At 36.7% G+C, this 16,235-nt stretch carries 12 protein-coding genes; 5 read left to right on the top strand and 7 right to left on the bottom strand.

Going from position 1 to position 16,235, the window contains the following annotated elements:
• Window positions 1–87: 87 nt before the first annotated feature.
• Entirely contained in the window at window positions 88–1,419 is a 1,332-nt protein-coding gene (locus Q2U82_RS03875; RefSeq protein WP_410007126.1) for a deoxyguanosinetriphosphate triphosphohydrolase, read from the bottom strand.
• A gap of 188 nt (window positions 1,420–1,607) precedes the next feature.
• On the opposite strand from Q2U82_RS03875, the gene Q2U82_RS03880 reads away from it, so the two are divergent.
• Entirely contained in the window at window positions 1,608–2,852 is a 1,245-nt protein-coding gene (locus tag Q2U82_RS03880; RefSeq protein ID WP_410006403.1) for a hypothetical protein, read from the top strand.
• A gap of 92 nt (window positions 2,853–2,944) precedes the next feature.
• Window positions 2,945–5,776, top strand: coding sequence for a TonB-dependent receptor domain-containing protein (locus Q2U82_RS03885; RefSeq protein WP_410006404.1), 2,832 nt, complete (start codon window positions 2,945–2,947; stop codon window positions 5,774–5,776).
• 71 nt (window positions 5,777–5,847) lie between these two features.
• Here Q2U82_RS03885 and Q2U82_RS03890 read toward each other — a convergent pair whose 3' ends face one another.
• Window positions 5,848–6,207: a toxin-antitoxin system YwqK family antitoxin gene (locus Q2U82_RS03890; RefSeq protein ID WP_410006405.1), complete on the bottom strand. Its 360-nt coding sequence runs from the start codon at window positions 6,205–6,207 to the stop codon at window positions 5,848–5,850.
• Between the two features lie 400 nt (window positions 6,208–6,607).
• Here Q2U82_RS03890 and Q2U82_RS03895 point away from each other — a divergent pair, with 400 nt between their 5' ends.
• The 3 genes from Q2U82_RS03895 (at window position 6,608) to Q2U82_RS03905 (ending at window position 11,092) form a co-directional block, all read left to right on the top strand.
• Window positions 6,608–7,807, top strand: coding sequence for a porin (locus Q2U82_RS03895; protein WP_410006406.1), 1,200 nt, complete (start codon window positions 6,608–6,610; stop codon window positions 7,805–7,807).
• Window positions 7,808–7,886: 79 nt separating this feature from the next.
• The gene (locus Q2U82_RS03900; protein WP_410006407.1) at window positions 7,887–10,130 is read left to right on the top strand and encodes an inorganic phosphate transporter; all 2,244 of its coding nucleotides are present in this window, start codon (window positions 7,887–7,889) and stop codon (window positions 10,128–10,130) included.
• Window positions 10,131–10,315: 185 nt separating this feature from the next.
• Window positions 10,316–11,092: a hypothetical protein gene (locus tag Q2U82_RS03905; protein ID WP_410006408.1), complete on the top strand. Its 777-nt coding sequence runs from the start codon at window positions 10,316–10,318 to the stop codon at window positions 11,090–11,092.
• A 123-nt stretch (window positions 11,093–11,215) separates the two neighbouring features.
• On the opposite strand, the gene serS is transcribed toward Q2U82_RS03905, so the two are convergent.
• The 5 genes from serS to Q2U82_RS03930 all read right to left on the bottom strand — a co-directional run bounded on the left by serS (window position 11,216) and on the right by Q2U82_RS03930 (window position 16,156).
• Window positions 11,216–12,487 (bottom strand): serine--tRNA ligase, encoded by a 1,272-nt coding sequence (gene serS, locus Q2U82_RS03910; protein ID WP_410006409.1) that lies wholly within the window; start codon window positions 12,485–12,487, stop codon window positions 11,216–11,218.
• A gap of 42 nt (window positions 12,488–12,529) precedes the next feature.
• Window positions 12,530–13,867 carry an HTTM domain-containing protein gene (locus Q2U82_RS03915; protein ID WP_410006410.1) on the bottom strand — a complete coding sequence of 446 codons (1,338 nt, stop codon included), beginning with the start codon at window positions 13,865–13,867 and terminating at the stop codon, window positions 12,530–12,532.
• Complete coding sequence (locus Q2U82_RS03920; RefSeq protein ID WP_410006411.1) at window positions 13,860–14,792, bottom strand: bifunctional riboflavin kinase/FAD synthetase; 933 nt, start codon at window positions 14,790–14,792, stop codon at window positions 13,860–13,862. The genes Q2U82_RS03915 and Q2U82_RS03920 overlap by 8 nt, the downstream gene beginning before the upstream one ends.
• Before the next feature lie 2 nt (window positions 14,793–14,794).
• A complete protein-coding gene (gene pth / locus Q2U82_RS03925) occupies window positions 14,795–15,427 on the bottom strand; it encodes an aminoacyl-tRNA hydrolase (RefSeq protein ID WP_410006412.1) in 633 nt (210 codons plus the stop codon).
• An 81-nt stretch (window positions 15,428–15,508) separates the two neighbouring features.
• Window positions 15,509–16,156 (bottom strand): 50S ribosomal protein L25/general stress protein Ctc, encoded by a 648-nt coding sequence (locus Q2U82_RS03930; RefSeq protein WP_410006413.1) that lies wholly within the window; start codon window positions 16,154–16,156, stop codon window positions 15,509–15,511.
• Window positions 16,157–16,235 lie beyond the last annotated feature (79 nt).

Below are 16,235 nucleotides of genomic sequence, written 5' to 3' on the forward strand. Positions count from 1 at the left end.
TAGAATTTATAAAAATATCATAAAATTGATGAAAAACCCTATTTTAATTCAACTTTTAACATATTTCAACGCAACGTTCAGGTTTTTCTACAAATTCCCTTTTACTTTTTGAAAAATTTGAAGTGCATTCCCATCGGTAAGTCTAGAAATAAAACTGCAGGAGTCCATTAGATATTCATAAACTGATTGTGGTTTTTGTGAAAGATCGCAGCCAAACATTCGCAGCACTAATTTGTCATAATGACGCGCATTTCCGTTATAATGGTTTTCGTAAGCAGTTGTGAATACATCAAGTAAAGTAGATAATATAGTGTAACCGGCAATTTCCTTTTCCATCACTTCAGTACTTTGATATACTTTTTCAACACTTATCTTAATAATATCTGCAATCTGGGCCTTATATTGGCTTTTATCCAGCAAAGCTTCGGAAAAAGTTCCTTTCAAAATAGCTTCTTCGTGTTCAATAAAAATAGTGGCGGCTTCGGCAATCAAGGTGTTTATGGCAAGCGAACGCAAATAGGCCAATCTGTCCTGTGAAGTTTTCAAACTGGAATAAACATCTTTTCTTAAGTTATTTCTAACCAGATTGATCAAATATTCCAGCGCAATTTCTTCTTCAATTAACCCAAGGTTTATGCCGTCCTCAAAGTCTATTATTGTATAGCAAATATCATCAGCAGCTTCCACTAAAAACGTCAAAGGATGACGTGCAAAACCCGTATTGTTTCTGCTTAACAGACCGAGTTCGGAAGCAACTTCGGCAAAAAAATCTGTATCACTTTGAAAGACGCCAAATTTTTTATCGGCAACGTGAGCTGTTGGTTTTTTGGGTAGGGATTGTTTTGGGTATTTCATAAACGCTCCCAAGGTTGCATAAGTCAAACGCAACCCACCCTCTACGCCGTTTTTAGATTCGGTCAAAATTTTGAAACCATTGGCATTTCCTTCAAAATCTACCAAATCCTGATATTCTTTTTCGCTGAGTTGATTTTTGAAACGCTGGCCTTTCCCGTTTAAAAAATAATCGCCAATAGCTTTTTCACCACTATGTCCAAAAGGGGGATTGCCAATATCGTGCGCCAAAGATGCCGCAGCCACAATGGCCCCAAAATCGTTAAATTGATACCCGTGAACACTTTGCAATTGTGGATGTTTTTTCAACAATTCCTTTCCCACAATTCTTCCCAAAGACCGACCAACAACGGAAACTTCCAAACTATGCGTCAGCCGTGTATGGACAAAAGAAGTTTTTGAAAGCGGGATAACCTGGGTTTTGTCCTGCAAACTTCTAAAGGGGGAAGAAAAAATAACACGGTCATAATCTACCTCAAAACCCAAGCGGGTTTCGTTTTCTTCTATCCTGATTCTTTTGCTTTTATTCCCTTGTTTCCTTAAAGAGAGCAACTGTTCCCATTGCATCATAATTTTCAAAAATTTGAAGGCAAGATACTATTTTCAGAAGGCAAACCAATGAATTTTTTTGAGTTCTTGCTTAACATAGAGGTAACTCTAAAATGACTTATTGATAACTTCATTTTAACACAAGCATTACATAAGCAGACCATCTTTGCCCCAAGAAATTAATCTATAAAATTAGTATGAAAACAATGAAAAAATTCTTTTTACCTCTAATAGCAATTTTAGCACTTTTACTTAGTGTTAGCTGTAGCAGTGATGACAGTCCAGTTGTTGATCCCGATCCAGATCCAGTAGACAACAAACTATCAGGTCAGATAACATCTGATATGACATTAACCAATGATGTTATATGGGAACTTCAAGGTCGTGTGGTAGTTACTTCAGGAGCTACGTTGACTATAAATGAAGGCACAATAATAAAAGCGTATGCTGGACAAGAAGCCAGTGCTTCTGTACTTATTATTGCAAGAGGCGCAAAAATTAAGGCTAACGGAACAGCAGCTAAGCCAATTATATTTACTTCAATTGCAGACAACATTGCATTGGGTCAATCTAACGGTACAAATCTTACTCAAAACGACCGAGGTCTATGGGGTGGTCTTATTATTTTAGGAAAAGCAAAAGCTTCCTTAGCTGGGGACGCTCTTGAAAACCAAATTGAAGGTATTCCTGCAAGTGACACTAACGGTCTTTACGGAGGTAATGATAATGCTGATGATTCTGGTTCTTTAAACTACGTTTCTATACGTCACGGAGGTACTTCAATTGGTGATGGTAATGAAATTAACGGACTTACTTTAGGTGCTGTTGGAAGCACTACTGTTATTTCTAATGTTGAAGTAGTAGCAAATGTGGATGATGGTATTGAATGGTTTGGAGGAGCAGTAAATGTTTCAAACGCTATAGTTTGGTCTTGTGGCGATGATGGTCTTGATATTGATGAGGCTTATTCTGGAACCGTTACAAATTCAGCAGTTATTCAAGGTGACATTTCAGATCACGCTTTGGAAATTGACGGTCCAGCGGGTTCTTTGGAAGGCAGGTTCACTCTTGATGGTGTTACCCTAATCGGTAATACTACTACAGAAAATGGCGAATATGCTGATTTACGTGATAGAGCTATGGGCACATTAAAAAATATCTACACAGTAGGTTTTAAAGCAGACTCAGATGTAGAGTTAGACAATAATGGTGTAGCTCAAAACTTCCTTAATGGAAAACTAACATTTTCAAATTGGGTTGTGAATTTGCCATCTGGTGTTGCTGAGGCAAAAGATATTTTTGTTGAAAAAACTGGCTCTGGAGAAAATCCAATTATTCTTAATCCAACATTTACAGAAAGAGCTGCTTCTTGGGCAACTTCAGGAAATTCAGGCGGCGCCAATCTTTCAGCATTCTCTTGGACTTTCGCAAAATCTAAAGGAGCCTTCTAAAAATTTGCATTCTCATTTAACTTGTTTTAAATCAATTAGCAGTTTGCTCGTCTTTCCAAAAGAAGACGGGCAAATTTTATAAATATATATTTATGAAAAATATTTTCTCATTGCTTATTGCAATGTTTTTAATTCAAATTTCCTTTTCCCAAACGGGTGTTGTATCCGGTGTTATAAATGATGGTGAATACAATGATGTTTTATCTTTTGCAAACGTTATTGTGAAAGGCACACAAACGGGAACAACTTCAGATTTTGATGGAAAGTTTAATTTAAAGTTAGAAGCGGGAACCTACACACTTGTTTTTTCATTTGTTGGGTATCAAACAAAGGAAATTACGGAAGTAAAAATAAATTCAGGCCAAACTACAACTGTTGACGTAACTTTGAATGCTTCAGCAGGCCAACTTGATGAGGTAGTAGTTACAACTACGGCAAGGAAAAATACGGAAGCCTCGGTTTTAAGTATTCAGAAAAACTCTGTTAGCTTAATGGATGGCCTCTCTTTGGAAAGCATTAAAAAAACTGGTGCAAGCGATGTTGCGGCGGCTGTTCAAAATGTTCCAGGAGTTTCTGTACAAGGCGGAAAATATGTTTATGTAAGAGGTTTGGGAGACAGATATACCAAATCTATTTTAAACGGAATGGAAGTGCCGGGTTTAGACCCAGATAGAAATACACTGCAATTAGATATATTTCCTTCCCAAATTTTAGAAAATGTTTTGGTTACCAAATCTGCAACGGCTGAATATCCTGCCGATTTTACGGGAGGTGTAATTAATATTGTTACCAAAGACATTCCCACAAGAGCTGAATATAGCGTTTCGGTTGGTGCCGCTTATAATTCAGATTTTCATTTCAACAACAACTATTTAAGTGGTGATAAAAGCAGTACTGACTTTTTAGGATTTGATGATGGTCTTAGAGACAATCCAATTTCTCAATCACAGGAAGTTCCATTGCCACAACAGGATGGAGCGCTTGTTCAAAATTTAACGCAGCGTTTTAATCCAAGGATGGCCGCATCGAAAGAACAAAGTTTTATGAACTATAATTTTGCCTTAACAGCAGGAGATCAGTTTGAGGTGGGCGATAATAGATTGGGCTATTTGGCATCGATTTCATATAGAAATGAGACAAAATATTATGACGAATACATAAACGGACAGATTTACAGAAAGGATGAATCTGATAAATCAAATTTTGATCTTTTAGCAGATCGCACCCAAAATGGGGAATTAGGGAATAATTCTGTATTGATTAGTGGATTGGCTGGATTGACTTATAAAACAGAGAAATCCAAATATCAATTTAATGTACTTCACATTCAGAATGGGGAATCTGAAGCAGGTATATTTAGAGTAGATAATTATATAATTAGCAGCAATACTATAAAAAAGGACAATTTAACATACGTTCAAAGATCCATTACAAATGGACTTTTAAAAGGTCAGCACACTTTTGGAAGTGATAACGATTGGAATTTAGAATGGAATTTAGCTCCATCCCTTGCTAAGGTTGACGATAAGGATTTTCGCTCAACCCCATTTAGAGTTTCAATTAATCCAAATACCAATGAAGAGACATATACTATTGAACCAAGTGAATCTGGTGATGCAGCAAGATTTTTCCGTTCTTTGGAAGAATTAGATCTTGCAGGTAAAATTGATCTTGATAAAGAACATACGCTATTTGGTTTTGATGCTAAAACCAAAATAGGGGGTGCGTACACATACAAAAAAAGAGATTTTGATGTAATCAAGTATTCACTACCAATACTTAATTTTTCTAGTGCAACTTTTGGAGGTGATCCAGATCAACTATTGTCTCCCGAAAATATTTATGACCCCAATACAGGAAGTGGAACCTATGTGCGCCAAGACTCTAATGATTCTGACTCTTACAGTTCAAAAATCAATATTACAGCTGGTTATATATCTGAAGAATTTAAACTTGCCTCTTGGGTGAATGCCGCTTTGGGTGTGAGATATGAAAAATTCGATTTGATTTATACAGGTGAAAGACAGGATGGTTCAAGACTTGTAGATGCTAAAGTATTAGAGAAATCTGACTTTTTTCCTTCTGCCAATCTTATATTTGACTTGAATGAAGATGCAAATAAAAAAATACGTACCTCCTATTCACGCACAACGGCTAGACCTTCATTTAAAGAAGCTTCGCTTGCCGAAATTTTTGACCCAATTAGCAGTACTACTTTTATTGGGAACATTAATTTGCAACCAACCTATGTTAATAATTTCGATTTGAGATATGAACAATATGGTGAGTCTGGCGACTTTTTTGCAGTAAGTGGTTTCTTCAAATCTTTTAACGACCCCATTGAACTTTCTTTCATAAGAAGAGCATACGGGCAATATACACCCCTAAACCTAGGTGACGCAAAAGTTTTTGGCGGAGAGCTAGAAATAAGAAAAAATCTTGGGTTTATTAATGGATTGCAGAATATCGATTTCAACCTAAACTTTTCGCTCATTGAATCTCAACAAGAGTACAGTGAAGATGAGCGCCAAGGAAGATTAGACAACTTAAGGACTGGAGAAACCCTTGAGGACTATAGACAGCTACAAGGACAAAGTCCTTATTTAATAAATCTAGGGTTAAATTATAAAGAAGAAACCTCAGGATGGCAAGGAGGAATATTCTACAATACCCAGGGTAAAACTTTACAGATTGTAGGCGCTGGCGATGTGGCCGATGTATATACACTGCCTTTCCACAATGTTAAACTGAACATATCCAAAGCATTTGGGAAAAACAAAAACTCTTCAATATCCCTAAAGTTTGACAATCTACTTGATGATGATGTAGAAAGTGTTTACCAATCATTTGGCGCAGAAGATCAACTTTATTCAAAATGGAATCCTGGTCAAGAAATTAGTTTAGGCTACTCTATTAAATTCTAAACTACCTTAAGTTTAAAATAAAAAACCCTGACTTTTAAGTCAGGGTTTTTTATTTTATATAGAATTAGCTTTTAATTTGATACAATTTGGGTATTATCAGATTTCCATGTTACAACTTTAGAAATACGGGCATCCATATATGAAACTTCCTTTATTCCTTCATTAGTAAAGAAATACCAAGTACCTACTTTCTCGCCATTATTGTAATTAGCTACGGCAGTTTTGTTTCCGTTACGGTCATAGCTTGTCCATTCTCCTGTAAGTTTATTCTCTGGATTGTAATAGCCTGTTTGTGCTATCATTCCGTTATCGTGATAGATGGTAGCCTCTATAATATCTCCCTTTAAAAAGTAGGTATTATTTTTAGAATTCTGAGCGAAAGAAGCCGAAGCTATCAAAACGATTGCTAAAATTGTGATTATATCTTTCATAATTAGATGTTTTAAATTTTTTCGAATATTCAAATTTACAAAATTAACCATTAAGAAACGATTCCGTAACGTTATGATAACATTAAAGCTGTATAAATTTGATAATCAAATGTTTAATTTTTCATTAATATCACAATCTAATATCTTAATGATTTGGTAAAGGTAAATTTACATAAAACAGATTATGATGGTTTTTATTTGTAATTGCCTTGAAAAGAGGCAATTTTTGGAATCGTTTAGTTTTTGTCGACTAGATTTTCAAAATTGGGCTGTTCATCAAGAACAGCCCTTTTTCTAAAAAATCTATTTTAAATTTTATATAATGGCTTAACATTATAGAAACATTGAATTGAATTTAAAATCAGTCCTTTGCAGCGACAAAAACTAAAACTGATTTTTAATGCACCGTAAGATTTATCTTGTTGGGTTTCTATTTTTATTTATTTCTGCTGCCCATTCACAAATAAGCACTCCAAAATTTGGGGACGGGATGCTAAATTTTGTTGGTAAAGACAGTACTTGGAGTGTACGTTTTGCGCCACGAATACAGTTTAGGGCAGAATCTGCTTGGGAACATGATGGTGATAAATTCGGAAAACCAGAGCAAAGTTTTTTAATTCGCCGCGCCCGTTTAAAGTTTGATGGATTTGCCTATTCCCCAAAACTGCGATATAAAATTGAGCTTGGCCTCTCAAACAGAGATATTGCCGGTGCTTCAGAATTTACGGGAGATTCCCCGCGGATAATTCTTGATGCCGTAGTAATGTGGGAGTTTTATAAAAACCTTGAACTATGGGCCGGACAGGCCAAACTGCCTGGAAACAGAGAGCGTCTTATTTCTTCTGCAAACCTTCAGCTTATTGATCGTTCTAGACTAAACAGCTTATTCAATATTGATAGAGATCTTGGAATTCAATTACGCCATAGCTTCAAAGCTTCTGAAAATTTTCTTATCAGAGAGATGTTTGCCGTTTCGCAGGGAGAAGGCAGAAACGTTATAACTGGTAATCTTGGAGGGCTTCAATACACAACACGTTTAGAAATTTTACCTTTTGGTGAATTCACAAAAAAAGGAGACTATATTGGCGGTGATATCTATCGTGAAAAAGCACCAAAACTCGCCATTGGCGCTACCTATGATTATAATGTAGATGCCGTAAAAACACGAAGCAATCAAGGAAGTTATATGAAAAATGACGTGGGTTTTTATGAAACCAATATAAGCACCTTTTTTGTGGATGCCATGTTTAAATACAATGGTTTTTCTTTAATGGGCGAATACAGTTACCGCGATGCTGCAAACCCCATTGCCAAAAATTGTGATGGCAGCAATACAGACCAAGAAGTCTATATGGGTCAAGGGTACAATTTTCAGGGGGGATATGTCTTTAAATCTAATTGGGAAATTGCCGGACGTTACACAGCCATAATGCCAAAAACCAATTTTTCATCTAACGACACACAAAACCAATTCACATTGGGAGGTTCAAAATATATAGTGGGCCATAAATTAAAGGTTCAAACTGATTTAACATACGCAACAGTAGGAGGAAAAAGTGATTTTTTGGAATACCGTCTCGGGTTTGATCTACATTTTTAAGTGAAATACAGTTAACAATTTGGTAACAATCAATCCCATTATAAATGGGAAATTTGCACCAACTTAATTAGAAATTATAATGGATAATATTTATTTATTAATGATTGTTGCACTTGCCGCACTTGCAATTGCAGACTTGGTGGTTGGGGTTAGTAATGATGCCGTAAACTTTCTAAACTCTGCCATTGGCTCAAAGGCAATTTCTTTCAGAACCATTTTGATAATTGCCAGTTTGGGTATTTTCATCGGCGCGGTTTTTTCTAGCGGAATGATGGAAGTAGCACGAAAAGGAATCTTCGTTCCGGGCGAATTCTACTTTGATGAAATAATGATCATTTTCATGGCGGTAATGATTACCGATATCTTATTGCTAGATTTTTTTAATACTATTGGCTTGCCAACATCCACAACGGTTTCCATCGTTTTTGAACTTTTGGGTGCTGCGGTTATTATGGCGCTTATAAAAATTGGACATAATGATACAGAAACAATTTCCGCTATAACAAAATATATCAATACTGATAAAGCTTTAGAAATTATAATTGGAATCCTTTTATCTGTTGTAATTGCATTCTCTGTGGGTGCAGTTGTTCAATACTTATCTAGGCTCGTGTTCACATTTCATGTAGAGCAAAAAATGAAATATTTCGGAGCCATTTTTGGTGGTATAGCACTAACCTGTATTACTTATTTTATTCTTGTTAAAGGTTTAAAGGGCACTCCATTCTATAGTAGCTTTAAAGATATTATTGAAAGTGATACTTGGAAGTTAATTGCGGGCAGCTTCATTTTTTGGACCATTTTCTCGCAACTTTTTATGACTATTTTTAAAAAGAATATCCTCATAATAGTTATCGCTGTAGGTACCTTTAGTCTTGCATTAGCATTTGCAGGAAATGATTTGGTAAACTTTATAGGCGTGCCAATGGCAGCGTATCATAGTTATATGGATTGGTCTGCATCTGGTGTCGCCGCATCAGAATACAGTATGCACAGTCTTGCGGAAAAAGTTCCCGCAGAGCCAATGTTACTTTTTATTGCTGGCGGTGTAATGGTTCTTACCCTTTGGTTTTCTAAAAAAGCGAGAACAGTTTCTGATACCGAAATAGATTTAGCACGCCAAGGAGAAGGTCATGAAAAATTCAACCCAAATATGCTCTCTAGGTTTTTAGTAAAATCCAGCACGCATGTATCTACCTATTTTAATTACATCATTCCCGCCTCTCTTCAGCAAAAAATAGACAAGCGCTTTGAGAAACCCGTTATCAACCTTCCAAAGCACAAAACATATGAGCTACCAGCTTTTGATATGATCCGTGCTTCCATAAACCTTATGGTTGCAGGTATATTGATTGCTACCGCAACTTCTATGAAATTACCACTTTCTACAACCTATGTAACCTTTATGGTTGCTATGGGTACTTCTTTGGCTGATAGAGCTTGGGGCCGTGAAAGTGCTGTTTACAGGGTTGCTGGTGTACTCAACGTTATCGGCGGTTGGTTTTTTACGGCTTTTGTAGCCTTTGTTGCAGCAGGAACGTTAACCTATCTAATTTTTATAGGAAGAGGTGCTATGATTGCTGTATTGCTATTAATGGCCATCCTATTATTGGTCCGAAATTATCTTTCACACAAAAATAAGGTGAAGATAAAAATGGAAAAAAGTGGCTTGAAGAAAACCGAAAGTAAAACCGTTCAGGGAATTATTCAAGAAAGTGCCGAAAACATTAGCAATGTAGTTTCACGATCAAACAAAATATACAGTGATATGCTTCGTGGCCTGGCCAAACAAGACACCAAAAAATTAAAAAAGAGCAAAAAAGGTGTAAGCAAATTGAATGATGAAGTTGAAGAGCTAAGAGATAACATTTTCTATTTCATAAAGAACCTTGACGAGACCAGTGTTCGCGGAAGTAACTTCTACATCACGATTCTTGGTTATTTGACCGATGTTGTGCAGTCTTTGGAGTTTATTTCAAAAGCAAGCTACAAACACGTAAACAACAACCACAAAGCGCTTCGCTTCAACCAAATTAAGGACTTGCAGGAAATAGACCAACATTTGGAAGAACTCTTAAATGAAATTGAAGACATTTTTCACAAAAAAGAATTCCAACGTATAGGAAACGTTCTTTCCAAAAAAGAGGAAATTTATGAAAGCCTTTCAAACAAAATTGAAAAGCAAATAGCCCGAACCCGAACCGAAGAATCAAGCCCCAAAAACACGACTTTATATTTCAGTCTGTTGCTTGAAACCAAAGATTTGGTAACGGCTTTAATGAATTTGATGGAGGAATATTACTCCAGTTTTAAGAAAGCGTAACCGTTTCTTTTTTTTATAAAAAGTATAGGAGCCCAGCACGGGCTCCTTTTTTTTCCAAATTGCCCAAAATTGTATAGGGCATTTGCCGTATTTTGAGGGTTTAGGTGCTAATTTTCTGCTGTAGAAATTCAACTTTCAAAATTAATGTTGGAATATTGCTATAGAAATTACTAAAACCAAAAATTATGAAACTAAAATTTTTATCCATTGCCATTATGATGGTCTGTGGTTTTGCTTTTGCCCAAGATAAAGTGAAATATAGCGATGAAGAACGCGATATGCTAAAAACCTACTTTTTCAATGAAGGTTTTAACCAGCCAGCCACTAAAAAGGTATCAACTGTTATTATGAAAGATGGTTCAGAGCACAAAGGTTATTGCAAGGGCGTAGTAACCAAAAAAGGGCAGATTGCCCAGATTGTTTTTAAAGATAGCGTTACCGACAATAAAGAAACCTATGATGCATCCCAGATTGCTGAAGCCTATTTGTATGCTAGCGGTTTTGAAAAATTCGGGAAAGTGACCCAAAAATTCAGCAACTATGGGATGGGAAGAAGAAACAGCGCAAAAAAGTTGACGAGCAACGATCAAATTTATTTCGTAAACCAAAAAGTTTCCCTGAAAAACAAAAAAGACGAAAAGGAATTTTTGATGCAGCTAATCAACCCAGACTTCAGCAATATAATTTCTGTGTATCACGACCCTTTCGCCAAAGAATCCTCAGGTTTTAAAATGGGTCCTGGCCCTACCATTGGTGGCGGTGTTGTAAAATCATATTATGTTCAAAAAGGCGATAAAATAATCTGGTTGCCAAAAAGTGATTTTGAAGAAAACTACGAGTTTCTTTTTGGGGATAACGCTGAATTTATGGCAAAATATCCTTACAAATCGATCAATTGGGATTGGCTTAGCGCACTCGTTTTGGAATATACCAAAATGTCTATGCCACAAGATCAGGAATAATAAGCTTTAAGTGTTTTTCTTAACAAAAGCCCTTACTTTAAATAGTAAGGGCTTTTCATTTTATTAAATTATAAGAAAAATTAATACCTGGGATATTACTCGTGAATCCGGAGGTGAAAAATTTTAACCAATAAAATCAAATCCACAATAAGGTACCAAGACCTCTGGGATTTTAATTCCATCTGCTGTTTGGTAATTCTCAAGAATTCCAGCTAAAACCCTTGGGAGCGCCAAAGCGCTTCCGTTTAATGTATGGACAAGTTTGTTTTTTCCGTCCGTATCTTTAAAGCGAAGTTTCAATCTATTTGCTTGAAAAGTCTCAAAATTTGAAACGGAAGAAATCTCCAACCAACGGTCCTGGGCCGTTGAAAAAACTTCAAAATCATATGTCAATGCTGAGGTAAAACCCAAATCACCTCCGCAAAGACGAAGAATTCGGTAAGGTAACTTCAATTCACGAAGAATTCCCTTTACATGTTCTACCATTCCGTCCAACGCAGCGTATGAATTATCAGGATGCTCAATGCGGACTATTTCCACTTTGTCAAATTGATGCAATCGGTTCAATCCACGAACGTGTGCGCCATAACTCCCAGCTTCACGTCGAAAACAAGGCGTGTAACCCGTGCAAGTAATTGGCAAATCTGAATTGTTCAACAAATCGCCACGAAACATATTTGTAACGGGAACTTCTGCAGTTGGAATTAAATAAAGATCGTCAATACCAACATGATACATCTGCCCTTCTTTGTCCGGTAATTGGCCTGTTCCGTAGCCAGAAGCTTCGTTTACCAAATGCGGCACTTGATATTCAGTATAACCAGCGGATGTGTTTTTATCTAAAAAGTAAGAAATTAAAGCTCTTTGCAAACGCGCGCCTTTTCCTTTATAAACAGGGAAACCTGCGCCTGTGATTTTTACACCGAGTTCAAAATCGATTAAATCATATTTTTTTGCAAGTTCCCAATGTGGAAGCGCGCCTTCAACCAATTTTGGAATTTCGCCTTCTTTGTAAACCTCTTCGTTATCGTTTTCATCAGTTCCCGCTGGCACCAAATCATTCGGAATGTTTGGAAGCGTATAAAGCAACTGCTGCAATTTTTCAGCGGCATTTACCATTTGTTCGTTCAATTGTTTTGAAGATTCCTTCAACTCAACTGTTTTTTCCTTTAGCTCGTTTGCTTTTTGGGTGTCGCCACTTTGAAAAAGTTTCCCGATTTCTTTTGAATAGGAATTGCTCTGCGCCAAAACTTCATCCAACTGCGCTTGTGAAGCACGACGTTGTTCATCAACATTTAAAACTTCTTCTAAAACGGAAGCAGCGTCAATGCCACGTTTGGCAAGTGCTTTTACGTATTTATCTTTGTTTTCGCGAATATCAGTTACTTGTAACATTTTCCTAAATTATTTTTGAAGGGCAAAGTTAGGAAAATCACGCTATTCTTTAACAGGCTTTTTATTATAATCATCGGGAGAGGGCAAAATCCATTCGCTGTGTTTGAAGGGGTGCCATTCCTGTGCAGCCAAATCCACAGTTGGATCCGTAAAAGGATGAAATTCACCGTCATTCACTCGCACTCTGGATTCCATGAAAACCGCTACATCTCGGCCTTTTTCAGCCTCAATAGCTTTTATTTTTTGGGCAAGCTGCCACATAATGTCAGGTTTAGTTGCTACTGATCCTTGTTGTTTACTGCCAAGCAAGCTATTGTAATTATAGAGTTCCCTTTCTCCTTTTTCTTTATCAACTACAAATACCGTCAAAGAACCACTTTTGGAACGCAACATCATGCGCCAGCTAAGGCGGTGGCCTTCTTCGGTCCAAAGCACGTCATCCTTGAAAAACCAATGACGCAGCGGTAAACCAATCTGAAAGAGAAAGTAAATTGAGAATATCCCAAAAATCAAGTTTTTATGTTTCGGAACAATAACTTCACCTTCATTATATAATTTTTTCTTCGGAAGGAAACGTTTTTGAAGTATTTCTGGACTAAAAAAGAACAGCGCAAAGGCGATGGACATATAGGGAAAAATGCCAATATGGAAAATAAACGAATTGAAAAGATGAAAAAATATTGAAATGATAAAACCAAGCAAACGTGTACGTTTCCACAGCATTAAAGGCACGATGAGCAAATCGAAAAAAAGACCGGTATAAGCTATACACCAATGCACCCACTTTTCTTGTAACAATTCTCCAACCAGCCAAAAATCACTTTTACTGCTCATTAGCAAAGCGGGCATGGAAGCATTAAGCCAATCTGGATATAATTTTGCAACGGAAGCATAGGTATAAACAATCCAAACCTGAAGTATCAATACCAACAGTACCCAACGCGGCATTGCAGGATTTTTCAGTTCGGGATTTATTTTTGCATCAAGTGAAAACCATCGATTGGCGGGTAAAAAAGCCATTATCCAGCACAACAACATCATTAAATAATAGTGATTGTTGTAACTGCTTTTCTGCATTAAATAAACACAAGTCCACATAATTGCGTAAGCAATCATACTGAAACGATATTTGAAGCCCAACATCACGAAAATGCCGAAAATGCCCATTAACACGAAATAATAATACATTCCGGGACCTTGTAGATGCTGCAAAAAATCAAACCCAATAAAGTTGAATGTGAAAGGCGGCTCAACTAAAGTACGTTTTACCCAACCCGTAGCTATTGCTCCAAATGCCTCGATAGTAATTAAAAGTCCGAACACTGCCCGAAAAAGAACCAGACCAATATTATCTATCTGTTTATAAAGAAATTTATTCACGTTCCTGTAAATATTGCTTTGCGAATTTTTCGTCTTTTATAATTTCTTGTCGAAGAATTTCCACTGTATCAAACGTTTCTTCGTCCCTAATGAATTTTAAAAACTCAATAGTGATTTCCTTTCCGTACAAATCTTCGTTAAAATTTAGAAAATGGGTTTCAATGGTTTTTTCTTTTCCCCCCACAGTGGGGTTGGTGCCGATACTGGTTATTCCAAAAATTCTTTTGCCTTTAATTAATGACTGAACAACGTAAACCCCGTTTTTTGGAACAAGTTTATAGGATTCCTTCAGTTTCAAATTTGCAGTAGGGTACTGAATGGTGCGCCCAATAGCTTTACCTTTTATCACTTCGCCAGAAATCATAAAATGATACCCCAAATAACTGTTTGCGGTATCAATATCTCCTTCGTTCAAGGCTTTTCGAATCTTTGTGGAACTTATCGCAACATCATCCAATTCCTTGGCGGAGATTTCTTCTACTTCAAAATTATATGTCTTGCCGAATTCCTTTAAATCGTCAATATCTGCATTTCTATTTCTTCCAAAACGATGGTCGTAACCGATGATTATTTTTTTTGCCTTTAGGCTATTTACCAAAATATCGCGAACATACTCCAAGGCGGTTAAACGGGAAAAGGCGTGCGTAAAAGGATGAATGACTAAATGCTCAAGACCTGTATTTTCAAGGAGTTGTGTGCGCTCGTTAATAGTATTTATTAGTTTTATATCACTTTTTTGTTGAAGCACCATTCGTGGATGGGGGAAAAAAGTAAGCACTACGGAATCTAGATTTTCCTTTTTGGCAGTTTCCACAAGACGCTTTAAAATGGCTTTATGCCCAATGTGGACACCATCAAAAGTACCAATAGTGACAATGCTTTGACGGTCATTTTTATATGCGGAAGCTGATGGATATTTCTTCAAAATTATTTGCCGTTATATGTGTTCATCGTAATATTCATTCCTGCGAGGGCAAAGGATTCTATAATGCTGCAGCCCAATTCCAATCGCTCGGGTAATTGTTTTTCTTCTTCGGCTTCCCATTCGCCAAGAACGTAATCCACTTGCCTTCCTTTTGCAAAAGCGTCACTGATTCCAAAACGGAAACGGTTGTAATTGGTGGTTTGCAGTGTATTTTGAATGTCTTTCAACCCGTTGTGCCCGCCGTCGCTACCTTTGGTTTTTATGCGAATGGTTCCGAAAGCCAAATTTAAATCGTCTGTAATCACCAACATATTTTCCAATGGAATTTTTTCTTTGTCAAGCCAGTAATTTACGGCCTTTCCGCTTAAATTCATATACGTACTGGGCTTCAGAAAAATAAAGGTCCTTCCTTTTACTTTATGTGAAGTAACATCGCCCAACTTGGTAGTTTCCCACGGAAGGGAATTTTTTTCGGCATAAAAATCAACTACTTTAAAGCCTATGTTGTGGCGGGTATTTGCATATTTGGGGCCAATATTGCCAAGGCCAACAATAAGAAATTTTTTCATGGAATCTTCTTCAGTAACATTTTGGTCAGCTTTTGCTGAAAATAATTTTTTGAAAAACGACAGCATACATTTTATAATCTTCGGTAAAAATAAAAAAAGCACCCTGAATTAACAGGATGCTTTTGGGTAATCTTCTTAAAAAGAAATTTATTCTTTTACTGCAGCAACATCATCAGTTTCTGTAGCTGGAACTTCTTCTCCTTCTGCACCTTCTGCTGATTCAGCATCTTCTTCCACTTCGTCCACAATCGCGGTACGTGAAGTTCTAATTTGACAGATAACGGTATTATCTGGATGCATAATTTTGTAATTATCCGTTTTAAGGGATTTAGTGTACATTTTGTTACCAATACGCATTTCGGTAATATCTGCCTCAATAAAATCTGGAAGATTTTCTGGCAAAGCTTTTACACGAAGTTTACGGTTAACAATACGCAGAGTACCACCATTACGAACACCACGAGAGTTTCCTGTGGTACGAACTGGAATTTCCATAGTTACTTCTTTGTCATCAAAAATTTGGTAAAAATCGATGTGAAGAATACGGTCAGTCACTGGGTGAAACTGTATATCTTGAAGAATGGCATTAATCTTTGTGCCACCTAGATCCACTACAACGGTGTGTACGTCTGGAGTGTAAACCAAGTCTTTAAATGCAATTTCTTCTGCTGTAAAGCTGATTGGCTCATCCCCTCCGTAAACTACGCAAGGAACCATTCCAGCATTACGTAGGGCTTTCGTTGCCTTTTTGCCCACGCTTTCTCTTTGTGATCCTTTAATTGTAATAGATTTCATTTTTTTTGAATTGTTTATTAATAAAAAAACTCCCTAAAAACCTGTTTTTTAGGGAGTGCAAAGATAAATTTTATTTTGG

This window comes from Aequorivita nionensis (assembly GCF_046352995.1).
Lineage (GTDB): Bacteria > Bacteroidota > Bacteroidia > Flavobacteriales > Flavobacteriaceae > Aequorivita > Aequorivita nionensis.